The sequence below is a fragment of the Pseudoalteromonas sp. DY56-GL79 genome, assembly GCF_041414765.1.
GTDB classification, from domain to species: Bacteria; Pseudomonadota; Gammaproteobacteria; order Enterobacterales; family Alteromonadaceae; genus Pseudoalteromonas; species Pseudoalteromonas piscicida.
Genome location: NZ_JANHZS010000004.1, coordinates 205,828 through 224,359, shown reverse-complemented (window position 1 = coordinate 224,359; position 18,532 = coordinate 205,828). Strand labels below are relative to the sequence as shown.

General features: G+C 42.3%; 15 protein-coding genes. 8 read left to right on the top strand and 7 right to left on the bottom strand.

From position 1 onward, the window contains the following. Positions 1-274: transposase (locus tag NO992_RS04690; RefSeq protein ID WP_371374755.1), on the top strand; the 274-nt coding region annotated here is incomplete at its 5' end. Between the two features lie 514 nt (positions 275-788). Here the strand turns inward: NO992_RS04690 and NO992_RS04685 are convergent. Then, entirely contained in the window at positions 789-1,148 is a 360-nt protein-coding gene (locus NO992_RS04685; RefSeq protein ID WP_010373815.1) for an outer membrane protein assembly factor BamE, read from the bottom strand. A gap of 181 nt (positions 1,149-1,329) precedes the next feature. Here NO992_RS04685 and NO992_RS04680 point away from each other — a divergent pair, with 181 nt between their 5' ends. Next, positions 1,330-1,662 carry a GIY-YIG nuclease family protein gene (locus NO992_RS04680; protein WP_010373817.1) on the top strand — a complete coding sequence of 111 codons (333 nt, stop codon included), beginning with the start codon at positions 1,330-1,332 and terminating at the stop codon, positions 1,660-1,662. On the opposite strand, the gene NO992_RS04675 is transcribed toward NO992_RS04680, so the two are convergent. The 4 genes from NO992_RS04675 to ilvC form a co-directional block, all read right to left on the bottom strand. Beyond that, entirely contained in the window at positions 1,590-2,516 is a 927-nt protein-coding gene (locus tag NO992_RS04675; RefSeq protein WP_371374750.1) for a M20/M25/M40 family metallo-hydrolase, read from the bottom strand. The genes NO992_RS04680 and NO992_RS04675 overlap by 73 nt on opposite strands. An 8-nt stretch (positions 2,517-2,524) precedes the next feature. Further along, positions 2,525-3,724, bottom strand: coding sequence for a tetratricopeptide repeat protein (locus tag NO992_RS04670; RefSeq protein WP_010373821.1), 1,200 nt, complete (start codon positions 3,722-3,724; stop codon positions 2,525-2,527). A 199-nt stretch (positions 3,725-3,923) separates the two neighbouring features. Beyond that, a complete protein-coding gene (locus tag NO992_RS04665; RefSeq protein ID WP_371374746.1) occupies positions 3,924-5,825 on the bottom strand; it encodes a methyl-accepting chemotaxis protein in 1,902 nt (633 codons plus the stop codon). A 270-nt stretch (positions 5,826-6,095) separates the two neighbouring features. Further along, on the bottom strand, positions 6,096-7,568 hold the full coding sequence (gene ilvC / locus NO992_RS04660; protein ID WP_222240774.1) for a ketol-acid reductoisomerase: 1,473 nt from the start codon (positions 7,566-7,568) through the stop codon (positions 6,096-6,098). Between the two features lie 105 nt (positions 7,569-7,673). On the opposite strand from ilvC, the gene ilvY reads away from it, so the two are divergent. The 6 genes from ilvY to NO992_RS04630 all read left to right on the top strand — a co-directional run bounded on the left by ilvY (position 7,674) and on the right by NO992_RS04630 (position 16,118). Beyond that, entirely contained in the window at positions 7,674-8,567 is an 894-nt protein-coding gene (ilvY, locus tag NO992_RS04655; RefSeq protein WP_222240772.1) for an HTH-type transcriptional activator IlvY, read from the top strand. 63 nt (positions 8,568-8,630) lie between these two features. Continuing rightward, the gene (locus tag NO992_RS04650; protein ID WP_010373828.1) at positions 8,631-9,326 is read left to right on the top strand and encodes a response regulator transcription factor; all 696 of its coding nucleotides are present in this window, start codon (positions 8,631-8,633) and stop codon (positions 9,324-9,326) included. A gap of 309 nt (positions 9,327-9,635) precedes the next feature. Further along, positions 9,636-11,462: an Ig-like domain-containing protein gene (locus NO992_RS04645; RefSeq protein WP_222240770.1), complete on the top strand. Its 1,827-nt coding sequence runs from the start codon at positions 9,636-9,638 to the stop codon at positions 11,460-11,462. Between the two features lie 82 nt (positions 11,463-11,544). Beyond that, on the top strand, positions 11,545-12,813 hold the full coding sequence (locus tag NO992_RS04640) for an imelysin family protein (protein ID WP_371374740.1): 1,269 nt from the start codon (positions 11,545-11,547) through the stop codon (positions 12,811-12,813). Further along, positions 12,806-15,013, top strand: a complete 2,208-nt coding sequence (locus tag NO992_RS04635) for a TonB-dependent receptor family protein (protein ID WP_371374737.1) — start codon at positions 12,806-12,808, stop codon at positions 15,011-15,013. The genes NO992_RS04640 and NO992_RS04635 overlap by 8 nt, the downstream gene beginning before the upstream one ends. 118 nt (positions 15,014-15,131) lie before the next feature. Then, on the top strand, positions 15,132-16,118 hold the full coding sequence (locus NO992_RS04630; protein ID WP_371374734.1) for a sterol desaturase family protein: 987 nt from the start codon (positions 15,132-15,134) through the stop codon (positions 16,116-16,118). Positions 16,119-16,307: 189 nt separating this feature from the next. Here the strand turns inward: NO992_RS04630 and NO992_RS04625 are convergent, their stop codons facing one another. Beyond that, on the bottom strand, positions 16,308-16,595 hold the full coding sequence (locus tag NO992_RS04625) for a hypothetical protein (protein WP_010373837.1): 288 nt from the start codon (positions 16,593-16,595) through the stop codon (positions 16,308-16,310). A gap of 277 nt (positions 16,596-16,872) precedes the next feature. Continuing rightward, positions 16,873-18,444 carry a cation:proton antiporter gene (locus NO992_RS04620; protein WP_371374731.1) on the bottom strand — a complete coding sequence of 524 codons (1,572 nt, stop codon included), beginning with the start codon at positions 18,442-18,444 and terminating at the stop codon, positions 16,873-16,875. Positions 18,445-18,532 lie beyond the last annotated feature (88 nt).

Below are 18,532 nucleotides of genomic sequence, written 5' to 3'. Positions count from 1 at the left end.
ATTAGGTCTCGTGCCCAAGCAACGTAGTACGGGTGGAAAATCAGTTTTGCTCGGGATAAGTAAGCGTGGTAATCGATATTTGAGATGTTTACTTATTCAAGGGGCGAAATCGGTTGTATCGAGAGCAAAGTATAAAACAGACCAACTGAGTCTTTGGATAAATCGACTTGTACAAACGCGAGGGCATAATAAAGCCTGTGTCGCTTATGCCAATAAAATGGCTAGAGTGGCCTGGGCAATTACAGTATCAAAAGAGGCATATCAAGCAAGATAAGTAGATTTCTTTCACCGAATTGCGAAAGTGACTGAAGTAGATGACATAACAGGTCAAACCGGCATATTGAAAACCTGTCGAGCTCAGGGGTAGCTAAATACCGATAACCTGATTAGGGCAATATGCGCGATTTACATCTAGGTCAGAGTTTCAAATAAAACTCATTAACAGACCGTATATATGACAGCAATCCTGTCCCTGTTATTTACTAAAGAAACCTTGCAATAAGGGAGGAGACCATATATGAGCTTCGGATAGTTAATGCCTTTCTAGCAGCCAGTTTTAGCGCTAACTGCGTTGAATTCACTTCCAATAGCCAACTATTGGTGCGTAAATTCGCCTTGTTATCCCTAAAACTGTCTGGCTAGATAAGGGTATAATTTAATGTGGTATTAAAAACAAATGTGTTATTAAAAACAATGAGTTAGCTCATTCCTTATCCAAACCTCAGGTTAATTAAAAAAGGGGAAATACCTTTCCCCTTTGACTACGAAATAATGTGTGCCCTTTGACTCTATGAGTCTAAAGGAGTGTTAAATTCTTCTGGCTCTTCGAAGTCGCCGCTTACGCGAACTAGTTTGTCATTCTCGAAATAAACGCTAAATGACTTTCGGACCTCAGAGTCTCTGTCAATATTAAATACGTATTGATAATGCCAGACATTGTTATTAAAAGTGTCTTTTGCAAGTGGTGTACCTAGTACATATAGCACTTGCTCTCTGGTCATTTGGACGCGAAGCTTATCTACATCTGACTGCTCTAAGAAATTACCTTGTGGCACGTTGATGCGATAAATCCAGCTTGAACAGCCAGACATAAACACCGTCATAACTACAGCACTGAGCCAAACAGAAAGGGTTTTATTAGACAGCATGAAATTGTGTATCCTTATTATCAGTTGTTTGCATGATACCGATTGCACAGAGAAGGTAAAGTCTCTTAGCGGAATTGGACTGCACTAAGTGTAAAAAGTTCGTACATAAGTTGCAATAGTCATCATGTGCGACATAAATCGTCGATAAGATCTTGAGGAGAACCTCTAAGTGCTAGGAAAAATGTTACTTAGCAAGCCGAATAAGACGGATCACCAAGCTACTTGGAGCTTATATATCCTAGAAACGCGCTTTGGTCATTGGTACACAGGAATAACAACCAATGTAGAGCGGCGCATAGAGCAGCATCAGGCTGGGAAGGGGGCAAAAAATTTAAAAGGTAAAGGGCCCTTAACGTTAAAATACCAATATCGAGTCGGTACTAAATCCCAAGCTGCAAAACTTGAGTGGCATGTTAAGCAGCTTACAAAAGCACAAAAAATTCAGCTAGTAGAGTCAAGTGGTGAGCGAGTTAATGACAAAATAAAGTCATTGATGAGATTTACCCCTGCCTGATACTTATTTAAATCCATATTATCTAATGTATCTCTTGTAGTGTGATGATGTTTATCTTCACCCATACCGAAATAAATATAGGGGATCCCTTGGCGATAAAAGGCGTAGTGATCACTTGCTTTGTGCCAATCAATTCTTGGATTATTTGTATAACGCTCAATTTGTCGTTGTGACGATACTATAGTTAATTTGATTTGAGATTGCGCCTTGTTCTGGAGCTTAGTTTTATATTCCTTAAAACCCGGTGAAAACAACGCAAATAAACGGTTGTTGTTATTTACCCCTAACATATCTAAATTAATATTGAGTTCAACTTCCTGAGTAAGGTGTTTGGCATAATATTTTGCACCATGTAAGCCGCGCTCTTCAGCATCGGTTGCGACAAACAATATATCGCGAGCGCGATTTGTTTTACTGAGTTGCCTAGCCATGTGTAACATCGCAGCTACGCCAGATGCATTATCATTGGCGCCCGGATAATGTCTCTGCCCTGTGGTTCCTAAATGGTCGTAATGCGCACTGATAACAATGGCCTTGTCACAACGAGGTTGGGTGCAAGGTAAAGTCGCTGTGATGTTGTGACCTGCGTCTTTACTAAAAATGCCGGCTCTAAATGTAAAGTGCTGATAGCTCGGATTTCCACCTAATTGCTCAAAAGCAGCAAAAATATATTGTGCACTGATATTGGGAGACTGAGCACCACTTTTACGGCCTTGGTGACCAATGCTCGTAAGTGTTTGTAAATCTCGCACCAATATATTATCAATACTTGGATGTTGCGCCTGCGCCACCGTGTTCGTGGTACATATTGCGGCCAACATCATGCCAAGTAGTTTGAAAGAACACTTCTTCATTGTTATTGTTATCTCTCATCGTTGTCTGTGGAATTTAACTGGTTGCTTGCAACACCTCTCAACAAGGCCAACTTGCCTTCGTAGCGAGCTTTGTCGTGCTCGAAGACAGATGCTTTGTATGCTTTATTGAGGTAATACTCTGCTTTTTCTCTATTCCCTTCTTCAAATGCAACTTTAGCTAATCCAAAGAAACTGCCATGAATACTATGGTCGAGTTGATAAGCTTTTTGATAAAAATGCTTAGCGCGACTTAAATTTCCATGCTTAAACGCTTCATTACCCAACACTAGCATATAATAGGGATTGCTCTTTCTTAAGTTATGAATATTGGCTTCGATCACTTTTGCTTCGTGGTCACGCTCTGTGAGATGGTAAAGTTTTGCAAGATTGCCTAGTGCGTTTCGATTGTCATGATTAATGGCAAGTGCTTGGTTATATGCGCGCTCAGCAAGGTCGTACTGTTGAGTTAGGCGATATAGGATCCCAAGATTACCCCATGCGCCATCGTGATAGGGATCGCTCTCTACCGCTGCTTTGTAGTAACTGTAGGCCATGTCAAGGTCGCCATTAATCATTTCCATGGCGCCTTTGTTGTTATAAAACATGGATAAGATAGTGTTTGTATCTATTGCCGATGTACTAAAATGTTGTGCTCTGCTATTAGGGTCAAAGTCTACGGTAACGGAAGCGGGTTTGACATAGAGTGTTTTTACAGAATCTTGGGTATTATCCACTTCAAATATTTTTATGTTTACGTGCCCTGTAAGCAAGCTGTAGCCTTGGCTCTCGTCCCAATATTCGGGTATGTGTACACGTTGAAATTGAGTTCTCAAACCCACTTGTCTCGCGATAGCATGGGTTAAAATTGAAAGCGAAAGACAATTGGCATTCATATTACTAAAAGCTTGGTTGGCAGTGAGATTTGCGCCAGATAAATATGACATTGAATCGTCGCCACTATTGACCAAAAACGCCATCAACATTTTTGCGCGTTTAACGCCAATTTCGTCGTGATGAAAATATTGAGCGAGTTTTGCTTTAATTTGATTGTTTAGCTGAAATACCTCTGAGTATGACTCTACAGGCTGGATATTAAATTGATGCTCTGAATTAAGAATTGACGTGTCTATCGTCGCTTTGGGAGTGCTATTACAGGCACTAAGTAAAACACTAAGCACAATAATAGAGAACTGAATTACTATCTTCATACAACCTCCAGATTGGGCATTCGGCTGGCTTTTAGTTAAGGCTTAATTGCTTACCTTTGGCCCTTACTATTATTGAATTTAGACTATAATTGCAAAATTTGCGCGGTGTGATTGTTACACCATGTAACAAAGAGATAATTTGAAAGGGTAAGCCTACAAGACGAAACGTGCAGGCTTACTTTAGAGTTGAGCAGAGGTTTTAAAAGCTCGCGACGAGATCATCAAGCGCTTTTGCTGATGCAGCAAGACGCTGAATTGCTTGTTCCGTGTCAAGCTGCTCGTTCATCACTGCATCGCTTATTTCGCTAATTTGCTCGATGTTGCGGCCGACGTCCGCGACGACATTACTTTGCTCTTCTGTCGCTGTTGCGATAAGCGCGGTCATGTCATTTATTTGATTTGCGGTTTCTGAGATTTCCAACATTAACTCCACTGACGATTGCATCGTTTGAACACTTTGCTCTGCTTGTTCACTGGATTGTTGGATTTGGCTTACGACAGCGCCAGACACCTGAGTTAATTCAGATATCGTTGCTTGGATCTCGTCAGTTGATTGTGATGTACGGCTCGCAAGCGCTCTCACCTCATCTGCAACGACGGCAAACCCACGACCATGCTCACCCGCACGGGCAGATTCAATCGCGGCATTAAGTGCAAGCAAGTTGGTTTGTTCAGATATGCCCCTGATCACATCAACGATGTTGGCAATGGACTGTGTTTTTTCGGCCAACGTAGCGACTTGACCTGCCATATTTTCGATGTCACCAGCAAGTAAGTGAAGTGTTTCTTGGCTCTCTTGCACACCTTGACGGCTGCGTTTGGTTGACGCTTTACTTTCTTCTGTTAATTTTGCCGTGTTGGTCGCGCTGCTCGCTATCTCTTGTACTGTCGCACCCATTTCATTGATTGCCGCGGCAACAGACATAGTTTGAGACTTTTGCTCATCCAGAGACTGAGAGTTTTGCTGGCTCTGTTTAAACACGGCTTCGCTCGTCACGCGAATTGAACGGCTCTCTTGTGCAACCATGTGGATAGCTTCTTCTATCTTAGCCATAAACTGGTTGAAGCCGCCAGCCAAAGCATGAAGTTCAGGTTGTGCTGAATCTGGTAAACGATAATTAAGTTTTGCGTCGCCGCTGCCAAGCTGTTCAAATAAATCTGCCATCTTTTTAAGTGGCGCGCTTAAGTTTTTAGCCAGCAGCATACTAAAAAAGCTCGCCACTAGCGCAATCACCAGCGAAAAACCAATGATTTGCCACTGCAAAGAAGTGATCCCACTATTGATTTCACTGGTTGGCACTTGGGCAATAACAAGCAAATCTGTGTTTGGAATTGGGCTCGCTGCAACTAAATTGGTTTCGCCACCCACTTCCAACTCTTTAACGATAAATCCACGTGTGGAGGTAAAGTCGCGACTGTGCTGACCGTAAAAGTCTTCAATCGAGGACTTTGCGACTTTGCTTGCATCTGGGTGCAATTGCACCGTACCTTGCCTATTAATGACGAAAACAAAGCCACTTTGCTCGATTTTCATATTAGCAAGCATCGCCTGCATATCATCAATACTTTTCGCAAGTCCAGCTAAACCAACACCGTTTAGCTGTTGATGGTTTACAAACATTTTCACATCGCCCGGCGCTTCTTGATAGATACTAATAGAGTAAGCCGAGCCACTAGTGGTAAAGCCGAAAAACCAACCATCCTGCTCTCTATTTAGTACTCGCAGAAAGCCGTTTTGATTCCAATATTGCTTGGTTTCGCGGTTAGCCCAAGAAGCCGTAACTAAGTCATACTGCGCCGCAATACGCTTGAGTTCGTTGACAAGAAGTTTTTCATCCAAAGTATTTTGTTTGGCACTTTGGGTGATTAATAAATTGCTTGAAAGCTGCTCGGCTGCATTTTTCAACGTGTCTATCTGCTTGCTTAATGATTTATTGATACTTTCTATCTTGCTTGGCAATTCAGATTGCATCATGCGTTCATTAATGAGCGTTTTGGCGCTGTAAAGCGAGGTAAACCCGATTAAACAAGCGACAGCAATCGCAATGAGACTACCCAAAAGGGTAATTCTTTGAGTAATTGTTAAACCTGTGTTTTGCATTCGATTTGTGTGTGTAATCCCGTGGAACCGATTATTCTAGCATAGTAAATAACCAGCTCGGAACAAGTAACAATCCAAGTCACAAAAAAATAATTTTGGTTTATAAAATAAAGTTAACCTCAGTATTTAGTGTTAACTGTATTTGAGTTAAATGGGAGGTTATGTTGAGAAACAGAGATAAAAGGCCACAATCTCAGGGTGGAAAGTGGCCTTGGTTACTAACAAGCGAACTAGTTTGCTAATTTATTGACGCAAATTTATTTCTACTTACTAAACAATCTTTTTCATATCTGACATATAACCGCGAAGGATTTCACCGATTTTTTCTACCGGATGGTTACGGATCGCACGGTTTACAGCGATGAGCTTTTGGTTGTCAGCATAATTGTCACTGTCTAACAAGCCTTCACCAATCTCACGTTTTGTGATTGATTCCATAAATGGCTTCAACAGTGGCAAACATGCGTGATTATACAGGTAGCAACCATATTCTGCGGTGTCTGAAATGGTACGATTCATCTCGAACAACTTCTTGCGCGCAATGGTGTTCGCGATTAGCGGCGTTTCGTGTAGTGATTCGTAGTACGCTGACTCATCAATAATACCAGCCGCCGTCATGGTTTCGAACGCTAGCTCTACACCAGCTTTGACCATAGCAACCATCAAAATACCTTGGTCGAAGAAAGTCTGCTCTGAAATCTCAGCATCAGTATTCGCTTGCTTTTCAAACGCGGTTTGTGCGGTTTCTGCACGCCATGTAAGCAATTTATTGTCGTTTTCAGCCCAGTCAGCCATCATACCCTCTGAAAATTCACCACTGATGATGTCGTCCATATGCTTGTTGTAAAGCGGGCGCATGATGTCTTTTAGTTGCTCGCTCAGTTCAAATGCACGCAACTTGGCGGGGTTAGACAGTCTGTCCATCATATTGGTGATACCACCGTGTTTTAGCGCTTCGGTGATGATCTCCCAGCCATATTGTACGAGCTTTGATGCATATCCAGGTTCAATGCCTTCTTCTACCATTTTGTCAAAGCATAGTAATGAACCAGTTTGCAACATACCGCATAGGATGGTTTGTTCACCCATTAGATCTGATTTTACCTCAGCAATAAATGATGACTGCAATACGCCAGCACGATGACCACCGGTTCCCGCCGCATATGCTTTAGCTTGCGCGAGACCTTTACCCTCAGGATCGTTTTCAGGGTGAACTGCAATCAGCGTAGGTACACCAAAGCCGCGTTTGTACTCTTCGCGTACTTCTGTGCCAGGACATTTTGGTGCAACCATGATTACGGTGATATCTTCACGCACTTGCATACCTTCTTCTACGATGTTGAAACCGTGAGAATAAGCAAGCGTTGCGCCTTGTTTCATTAACGGCATGACTGCGTTTACAACAGAAGTATGTTGTTTGTCAGGCGTTAAGTTTAGAACCAAATCAGCTTCAGGAATGAGTTCTTCATAGGTGCCAACAATAAAGCCGTTTTCAGATGCATTAAGAAACGATTGACGTTTTTCTTCAATTGCTGAAGGACGTAGTGCGTAACTGACGTTCAAGCCAGAATCTCTTAAGTTTAGACCTTGGTTCAAGCCCTGTGCGCCACAACCAACAATGACTAGTTTTTTACCAATCAGAACGTCGACACCTTGTTCGAATTCTTTTGGATCCATGAATTCACATTGAGAAAGCTGAGCTAATTGCTCACGTAAAGATAAAGTATTAAAGTAATTCGACATGATATTTCCTGATTCTGTAGAAATAGATTGAAGTCAGAGTAGGGCGAACTTTTGATTGCGTAAAATGATATATTTGAACTATAGTGTTTCAAAAGGTGAAATACTATGAATCACAAACAACTTAAATATTTTTTGGCACTTGCAGATACGCTGCATTTTTCTCGGGCGAGTGAACGCTGTTTTGTAAGTCCTCCGACATTAAGTCGTCAAATCAAACAGTTAGAAGAGGAAGTCGGCGCACCTTTATTCCTACGAGATAATCGCACCGTTGAGCTGACTCAGCAAGGCAAAGCGTTTGTTCATTACGCGCAAGCGACGTTGGCAAGCTGGCGTCAGTTTAAGAGTGAATGCGTAGACGATGATAAGCCTTTGACTGGTGAGCTGAGTTTATTTTGTTCAGTGACCGCGACTTACAGTTTTATTTATGACCTTTTTTCCAAGTTTCGCCATCAGTACCCGCAAGTAGAGTTAAATCTTATTACCGGTGACCCCGCGCACTCAATAGCAGAAGTTGCCAGTGGTAAAGAAGATGTCGCGGTAGCGGTGAAGCCAAAACATCTACCAAACGGTATAGAGTACTTGCCAATCGGCCGTTCGAGATTGGTGTTTATTGGCCCAACGATGGACTGTCCGCTTAAGTCTATTATTGATGAATATAGTCATAGTGAAATGCCGTGGCAGAGGCTGTCTTTTATTATGCCAGAGCAAGGTGTGTTAAAAGATCGAATTGATAACTTTTGCAAAAAACACAATTTTGTTCCTAAGGTTTATGCGCATGTTTCGGGTCATGAAGCTATGGTTGCGCTCGCGAGTTTAGGGTTTGGTATTGCGTGTGTCCCCGAGATAGTAATTAGTCAAAGTCCATTTAAGAATCAAGTTCAGCTTTTGCAGCTTAGATCGGATGAAATTGAAATTGGACTTGTAACTAAGAATAAACGGTTATATGACCCAGTTGTTAAAGCACTTTGGGATACGGCAAAAGGATTATTTACGCTGTAAAGCATCCATTCAGGTTGCGTGACTACACTGTGTTCATCCATGTTGAATGAATGAGGTGCGTCCGTGTCCACTATCTTGGTTGCACAAAGCAATAACAATATATTGACATCACAACAAAAAATGCTTGAAGAGCAAGGCTATACTGTTGAGTTGTTGAGGGAATTAGGTCAATTGAATGGTTTTTCAGGGAAATCTATTAACGGTATCGTGCTTGATCAAGCTATCGCATCCGTACCAACCTGCGATTCAATCAGCCAATTTAGACAAAGATTCAAAGCCCCTGTGATCGTCAGTCTTGACAGCGATGACGAGGATGTTCACAGCCTGTTTTTAGAGCTCGGTGCTGACGAAGTTATTTCCAAAGATGCAAAGCCTAGATTATGGCGAGCTCGACTAGATGCAGTGTTAAGAAGACAAGCTGCAAACTCGCAGTTTGACGATGAGCCAGAGCAATTGACCTTTGGCCAGTTGCATATCGACAAAAACACCAGACGAGTGAGTTATGGGCAGGAGCGCATTGACCTCACAACCCATGAGTTTGAGTTGCTATGGTTACTTGCGAGCAATGGCGGCAAAGTAGTGAAACGTGACTTTGTATACGAGCAGATCCTTGGCAAATATTATCGCCCAGATACGCGAACAATAGACGTCCGAATCTCTCGCTTGCGTAAAAAGCTACACGATAATCCAAGTCGACCAGAGAAGATCAAAACGATTTGGCGTCAAGGTTACTTATTTGTTACCGATGTTTGGAACTAAAAAGTAACAATTTGATTTAACGCAAAGATACTTCGGATTTTTCGAATGCTCAATTCGGAGAAATTTGTGAAACAGGTTTCTGATACAAAGGGATAATGCCATATTTATGGTTTTATCCCTTTGTTTTATATGAAGTATCTATACTCCTTTTGAAGAGTGATAGCGCTGGAGTAGTTAGCTGTTACGTAGCATTTTTAAAAAAATTGTTATTTATACAATGCAAATAATATTGATTGCTATTTAGGTGTGTGTATACTTTACGCCTAGTTATGAAAATATAAACATAATTAGTCTCAAAGGAACAATTCAATGGCACTTAAAAAGTCTCTGTTAACGACTGCTATCCTCGCTGCAACTTTAGGCCTTACCGCATGTGGTGGCTCTAGCAGCAACTCAAATGACAACGATGATAACAACACAACACCACCTCCAGCCACCAATGCTGCACCTACTATTACCGTAGATAGTGCATCAGTATCTGAAGATACACTTGGTGCTGCTGTTGCAAATATTACTTTTGCTGACGACAACGATGAAGTAAGTGCATTAACACTCACCATCTCTGACAACCGTTTTGAAATTGTCGACGGTGCGGTTAAGCTCAAAGCTGCAAACGCACTAAACTTCGAACAGGTTGAAGGCGGTAAAGTATCGGTAACTATCACGGCAACTGATAGCAAAGGCGAAAAAACAGAAGTTGAAGCTGAAATTGCTGTTCAACAAATTGCTGAAGAAAACAAAGCGGGTGTAAACCGCTATGCCTTTAATAACACACAAGGTGAATCTTCAGTTTCTTATTCTGGCCAAATCGCACGTCACGCAGCTATGGTTCATATTAAGAGCCTAATGGGTAAACTTAATAATGAAACTGTGGGTAATGCGGCGGAGCAAAAAACAGCTGAAGCGGCAATCACTGAGATTAAAACCTTCTTAATGCCGACAGACACAGTGGTCTTGGATGAAACCCTTGATTTCGCTGTTGCCGCAAACGCTGCACAAACTACATTAGGACAAATTTCAAGTTCACTGAAAAACGTCGCTGGCGAAGGTGGTAAAATTGCGGGACGTGATACCTCTAATATGCATAAAGCATGGGAAGAGGATGGTGTCATGGCTGGTTGGGTTAACTTTGGTACACAGCCAAAAACACCTGAAGGTTTAGCCCTACACTATTTAGACCTGCTACAAGCGCAACTTCAGCAGTTTGAAAATGGCTCAACAATCAAAGCAGAGCATAATGGCACAGCTATCACGCTGAACAAACTCTACGTAACACCGGAAGGCCTTGATCTTGCCCAGTTAATGCAAAAACATTTAAATGGTGCAGTGTCGCTTTCTCAAGGTGCGGACGATTATCTAGATGATTTACTCATTGGTGAAAAGTCAGCTGATAACGCGACATTAGCGGATGGCAAAAGCTACACAGAACTTGAACACAAGTTTGATGAAGGCTATGGCTATTTCGGTGCGGCTGTTGATTATCTAGACTATACAGATGATGAACTTTCAGCTAAAGGTGGCCGTGAAGCGTATGCAAGTGGTTATCATGATTTGGATAATGATGGCAAAATCGATCTACTATCTGAATTTAACTTTGGTAACTCAACAAATGCAGCAAAGCGTGACCGTGGCACTAAATCTAACGCTAACCCAACGGACTTCAGCGCTGAAGCACAATTAGCGTTTATTGAAGCGCGTAAACTTATCAACGCTAATGTTGGTACTAATGTTGCGCAGTGGTCAGACGAGGATAAAGCGCGTTTAGAGACATTGCGTAATCAAGCGTTGTTAGCATGGGAAAAGTCTATCGCTGCAACCGTTGTGCATTATATCAATGATACAATCTCAAATGATGATGGTGATTTAGACGATATCGCATCAGGTGATTTTGATGCTGATCAATTCTATGCAGTAGCAAAGCACTGGTCTGAAATGAAAGGCTTCGCATTAAACTTCCAGTTTAATCCGTTTTCTCCTGTTACAGATGCAGACTTTGTTAAAATCCATGAATTAATGGGTGATAAGCCTGAATTCGCGGCAGATAAAGTGGAAGCTTATAAGACTGCTTTATTGGAAGCGCGAGAAATCATTGCAACTGCATATGATTTCGATGCTGAGAATGTTGCCAACTGGTAATCTAAATTTTCGTTTATAACGTTAAAAGGTTAGCCGTTAATTCTGCTAACCTTTTGTTGTATATAGATAATAGAGAATACAAATGAGAGTATCTAAACGTTTAAGTGCCGCTGCCGTCGCTGTGGCTTTGGTATTGTCGGGTTGTGGTGAAAGTACTTCAAGTAGCCAAGGTCCTGGAGTGAAGGATAATAACTCTGGAACGGATAACCCAACTTTACCCACGCAATTTGATGAAGCAGCCTTGGTAAGTAATCTTGTGAATAATGTGCTTACCCCTGCAATTGAGCAATTCAATGAACTCGCTGTAACACAACAACTTGAAGTTGCGAGTTATTGTAGTGCAGAAAAAGCACTGGCTGAAAACACCGCCGCGTTAAAGCAAAACGCTCAACAAAGTTGGCGCAACGCTATGGTGGGGTGGCAGTATGTTGAATTGATGCAAATGGGTCCACTTACTGCCAATAGTAAAGAGCTTAAAAATAAAATTTATGTTTGGCCCGCTACAGGCTCTTTATGTGATATCGACTTGGATGTAGTGTATTTTGAGGATGGCGTTATTAATGGTAATGCTAGCAATCCTTATAATATCTCTGAGCGTACTGCAAACCGTAAAGGCTTAACTGCCTTAGAGCACCTTCTATTCAATGCCAATCTTGACCACAACTGCTCGTCAGTGAATGATGCTTTGGCACCATGGAATAGCCGTTCAACTCAGGAAAGAGCGGTTGCGCGTTGTGAGTTTGCGACGGAAGTGGCTAAAGACATTGAAGCACAGAGCAGTATACTCTTGTCTCAATGGACTGGAGAAAATGGCTATGCAGCTAAACTTGTTAATGCAGGACAACCAGGCTCGCCGTTTGACACGCCCCACTTAGCGCTCAATGAAATATCAAAGGCGCTATTTTACATGACCGAAGAGTTAAAAGACGGCAAAATAGCGACGCCGTTAGGCCTAGGTTTTCCGAATGCGTGTGGTTTAGAGGCTTGCCCTGAAGCGGTGGAATCGCCAATTGCAGAACATTCGAAAGAGAATTTACTTGCTAACATCAGAGCATTTAGAAACATCTTCACTGGTAATGGCCAAGATGCTGAGAATACATTGGGCTTTGACGACTTTTTAGATGCTGAGAATGGTAGTGATGTAAAAGAGCGCATGCTTGCAGGGCTAGCGGATGCAGAAGCTACACTGCTTGCGATGAATGCGAGCCTTAAAGCTGAGCTAGCAGGGTCTACAGAGCAAGTGACGCAAACGCATACAGACGTTAAAAAAGTGACGGATGATTTAAAGACCGAGTTTATCGAAAAGCTCGCCCTAGAACTTCCACAAACTTCGGCAGGTGACAATGACTAAGCGCATGAACATGAAGAAATCTTTATTAACGGTAGCGGTAATCTTTGCACTACCTCAAGCGCAAGCTGCGGATGACAATCAAGATATTGAGCATATCTCTATTATCAGCCACCACGATAAATTGCGAAAAGAAGCTGGCTCTGCAACGTTGTTGTCAGAAGCGCAGTTGGCAGAATACGAATACGATGATATTCACCGTATTCTTTCCAATGTGCCTGGCGTTAATATTCGTGAAGAAGATGGTTATGGCCTGCGACCAAACATCGGTTTTCGTGGTGTAACACCTGAGCGAAGCAAGAAAATCACCATAATGGAAGACGGCGTGCTCATTGGTCCGGCTCCTTATTCTGCGCCAGCTGCTTATTATTTCCCGGTTACGACTCGTATGACTGCAGTTGAGGTGTTTAAAGGACCTGCGGCTATCAAGCATGGCCCGCAAACCGTTGCTGGTGCGCTTAACTTGGTGACTCGCCAAGTGCCAGAATTTACAGAAGGCGGTATTGATGTTGCGGCTGGCAGCGATGGTTATTCCAAAGCGCACGGCTACTACGGTTCAGTCGTAAATAATGTCGGCTTCTTATTCGAAGCGGTTAATCTACAAGCCGATGGTTTTAAAGAGCTTGATGGCGGTGGTGATACGGGGTTTGAGAAGAACGATATCTTAGCCAAGTTTAATTATAAACTTTCACAAGGTGATCTAAATCATACCTTTGGCTTAAAACTCAGCTACGCCGACGAGTTGTCTGACGAAACCTACCTTGGTTTAACGGAGGCAGATTTTGCTGAAAACCCGTATCGTCGATACGCAGCGTCTCAGCCAGCAGAGATGGATACCAAGCATACTCAGGTAATGTTATCCCATGTGCTTGATGGCAAAGACTTTAACGTTACAACAAGACTGTACCGTAATGACTATGAGCGAGCTTGGCTTAAGCTCAATAGTGTAGGTAGCAAAAGTGGAGCATCTCTTTCAAAAATCATGGCAAACCCAGAGACTTTTGCAAATGAGTACGGTGTGATCACTGGGGCAAGGGACTCTGTCGTTGCAGGTTCAAATATCTTTTTGAATATGGGGACTAATGACCGTGAGTATTTCTCTCAAGGTCTTCAAGTCGATGCCAATACGAGCTTTAGTCTGTTTAACTTAACCCATGATATTGCTGTTGGCGTGCGTTTCCACGAAGATGAAATTGAGCGCAAACATTTTGAGCAAGCGTATGCAATGGAAGGTGGTTCACCTGTGTTGCTTGAGGGGTCAAAGCAGTTTACATCACTGAATACTGAAAATACTAAAGCGTGGTCGGTATATCTAGAAGACAAAGTACAATTTGATGCGTTGACACTAGGCCTTGGCCTTCGTGGCGAGCTGATGGACATGTCTTACCAAGATAATAAAGATGCCGATGTTTGGATTGATAAAACCACCCGTATTTGGCTACCTAGCCTAAGTGGTTTCTATCAACTTTCTGATGATGCCGGTCTTTTATTTGGTGTGCACCAAGGTTTTGTGCCTTCTTCACCACAACAAGATCCGGATATAGAGCTTGAGAAGAGCGTTAACTACGAATTTGGTGGGCGCTTTAATGATGGTGTGACTCAGTTTGAGATTGTGAGCTTTTTCAACGATTATGAGAATCTGAACGAAAGCTGTGGTCAGTCTAATTGTGGTGTTAATGACCAGCAAGATCAGCAATTCAGTGGCGGTGAGGTGGATGTTTACGGTCTAGAAATGCAGTTTGCACAACGTTACCCTTTGAACCTTCAACTGGATATCCCTTATAGTCTCACCTACACCTATACGAAAGGTGAATTCCAGAATGAGCGTGCGACAACGTTCGCACAATGGGGTTATATTAAAAATGGTGATGAGCTTCCGTATTTACCATCTCATCAAGCCACTTTTAACATTGGCCTCGCAGCAAATGACTGGAAAGTTAACGTAGCCATCAAATACATCAGTGAGATGAACGAAGCTGCTGGCAGAAGCACTGAAGACTTTGAGCTTGTACTTGAAGGTGCCAAGGTGCCTAGCACAACCATCGTTGATGTATCCGCAAGTTACGAGCTAGGTCAGTATGGTCAAGTTTATGCTAAAATCGATAACTTGTTCGATGAAGCAGAAATTGTCAGTCGTCGCCCGTATGGCGCGCGCCCAGGCAAACCAAGACAATTTAGTTTAGGCTATAAATACCAGTTTTAATTGATTGTCTATGCGGCTCTTAAAATAAGGGCCGCAGCTTCATGGCGGCTTGTCGCTAGACCTATGGAGCTATTCCAAAAATATATGAACTCATTATTTCTTTTTGATGGAAATGACTATGTTAGAGCAATTATGGCAAAGCATTACTGAACTCCCAGGCTACTTGTTCGATGCCAATAAAAGAGTGTATTTGCCATACTTGTTTAGTGCCATTTTGATGGCTGTTCCTGTTTATATCGCCACAGAAAAAGCGCGCTCTGGTAAAGGTTTTTTAAAGTTTCTGTTTCCCAAGCAAGTGTGGTGGTGCAAAAGCGCCAAGCTCGATTACTGTTTATTGGTCACAAATCGATTGATAAAGGCGGCGACGTTCACGCCTATCGTGTTGACTATGGTACCGGTGGCGCTAGGGTTATCCGGTGGGCTTGAAGCGCTTTTTGGTCCAGCTTTACATCTTGAAGCGCCAGAATGGCTGGTGATTGGACTATTTACGTTATTTTTATTTATAGTCGATGACTTCACTCGGTTCTTGCTGCACCTGATCCTACATAAAATCCCATTCTTTTGGGAGTTTCACAAGGTGCACCATTCTGCAAAAGTCCTGACTCCCTTTACCATTTATCGCTCACATCCCGTTGAAAGCTACCTGTACGCCTGTCGTATGGCATTAACTCAAGGAATTGTAGTTGGAATAGGGTATTACGTATTTGGCAGTAGCTTGAGTATGTACGATATTCTTGGTGCGAATGCGTTTGTCTTTTTATTTAATATCTTTGGGGCTAATTTAAGGCATTCACATATATGGCTGAGTTGGGGTAATAGGCTAGAGAATTGGTTTATTAGTCCTGCACAACACCAAGTGCATCACAGTAGCAATCCAATCCATTTTGATACCAACTTAGGTTCAGCACTAGCCATTTGGGACCGTATGTATGGTTCGCTTATTAAGGCCTCGAGTGCGGGTAAAATTACCATTGGAGTTGGGCAATATGATGCAGGGCATGATTCACTGACCGCAATTTACTTGAAGCCATTCAAGCAGGCTTGGAAAACGTTATTACCGAAAAAGAAAAATAACCCGCCACTTAAATCTCCACAGGGTGACTGACCTCAGTTACTCAGCTCCACATCTTTGCAGGGAAAAATTGCTGTTGCAGATCACCTTATAGCTTACGTGTTTTATTACTGTGAATAAGAATACTTGGGTAAAAGGAAAAGGCTTATCGTTGGAAGAGGAAAATAGGCTGACGACGGGCATTGTCAGCCTATGTGGGAGAGTAGGCTCCCTAAATCTTTACTAGTGTAGTTGCGATGAAGGCTTGCTGCGGAAAAAGCCTAGCTCATTTAACTTCTCAATTAGTTTTGGATCGTCTAAACGGCTCGGAGTTTCTTCATCTCTTAAATAATGATCGTTTGGTACCGCATGCATATCGAGCATTTTATGAAAGAGGATATTGCGAATTGCCAGCGCTGTCATACCGCTGTCCTGAATTGCGTCTAGTCTTTCTTGGAGGTCTGAAAAAGGCGCAGCCTTGACGTCATCCACTACTGCAGAAAATTGACCATTAGATTTATTCTTAATCATAAAACCCCCAAAGGTATAGCTTGTTCACAATCCAGTGACACGATGTTCAAAGGGCATTCGGTATCAATTTATGTTCATAAAATAGATACTTACGCCATGTCCGATGTGATCAGTTTACTCTGAAGTGGGGGCTAATTACCATCTTGGATGTAAAGCTTTGTAAATCGAATAATGAGAGGAATGAAACAATAAAAATAGACGTCTAGACGTAACGCAATGATCTGAATATGAAAATAGTTCTCAGTACCAATTATGATACTGAGAACCAATATCTAATTTAAGTAAATAATTTCTCTTTTACGTGTTCTGCAAAACCACTACCTGCTTCAAGGTAGAAGTTATAGGTAGAATTCACGCCCATTTCTTCTAATTCCTTCTGTTGATCAGGGTAGTTCGCAATGGCGGTAACTTGGCCGTTATAACCCGATGCTTTGAGCTGCTCTAGTGCGTAAATGTTTTGCATATGCTTTGGCATCGCGAGCATTACCATTTCTACTTCAGAATGATTTACACGTTGCCAAAAGTCAGGATCGGTTGCGTCGGCGGTTAATACTCTGCGGCCTCTGGACACATGTTTTTCAACCACCTCAGGTTTAATATCTACACCTGCAACGGTATCAGGGAAACTGGCTTGTATTGTTTCATAAGCACCTGTTCCAATTCTTCCCATGCCAAATATTACGATTTTTGTATCGGTCAGGTTTACGGGTAGTTCTTCTTCTAAGCGGTCTTGGCTCTCGAACTTTAATAACCAAGGCTCTAATTTAACGTAGATTTCGTTCGAGCGTTTGTTTAGCGGAGAGGCAATCACAAAAGTAATAGAAACAGCAATAGCCACGACCGCTAACCAGTCAGGAGCAACCGCACCAGAAGCAGATGCAACGGAACAGACAATAAGACCAAACTCGCTATAGTTAGTGAGTGTAAAAGCGCTCAATAGCGATGTACGAGCACGCAATTTGAACATATTGGTGAAGAGATAATAAAGAGAGACTTTAATCGGTAAAACAATTACCAGTAGAATCGCTATTAAAAGCGCGTCCAGTGTAATCGTGGCATTCAAACCAATATTCAAGAAAAATCCAACAAGCAAGATGTCTTTCACATTCAGTAGGGATTTTGACAACTCACCAGCTTTTTTATGTGGGGCGAAAATCATACCCATGATCAGCGCACCGAGATCTCCTTTGAGACCCGCAAATTCAAAGGCATGATAACCTGCGACCAAGGCAAAAAAGAAGCCAAAAAGAGGGAGTAACTCGCCATGCTTTGAGCGGCTTAATACCCAAAACATAACTGGACGTACAAGCGGTAGCACCACAAGCAGTGCCAGTGCCCAAATATTGGGTACTTTGCCTGTACTGACGGCGAGAAAGATAACCGCAAAGATATCTTGCATAACCAAAATACCGATTGAGATTTTACCGTGAAGACTTGCCATTTCACCGCGTTCTTCCAGCACTTTTACCGCAAAAACGGTACTGGAAAAGCTAAATGCAAAACCAACCAGTAAAGCGCTTTGCCAGTCTAGGTCGGTAAATAAAGGTAGGCTCATCGTCCCTAGCATCAACAACAGGCTAGCGAAAAACGCCGTACTGGTAATGATGTGCATACTCGCAGGTGCCCAAACCTGAGGCTTTATCAAGTTACCAACTCGTAATTTTAAGCCGATGCTGAAAAGCAGCAGCGTTACACCAAGATCTGCCAGTTGGGTAAGTAAGTCCGTGGTTTTATGGCCAAGTAGGTTTAAGACAAAGCCTGCCATCAAAAAACCAATCAAAGGAGGAAGCTTTAATTGATAAACAGAAAATCCGCATGCAAATGCGACAGCAAAATAGAGCAGTTCCATAACTTTAAATTTTTATCCAAGATATGAGCAGTGTACCAAAACCTCCTGATATATAAATTATAAATTTTCGCTGACAAGTTGGAAAAAA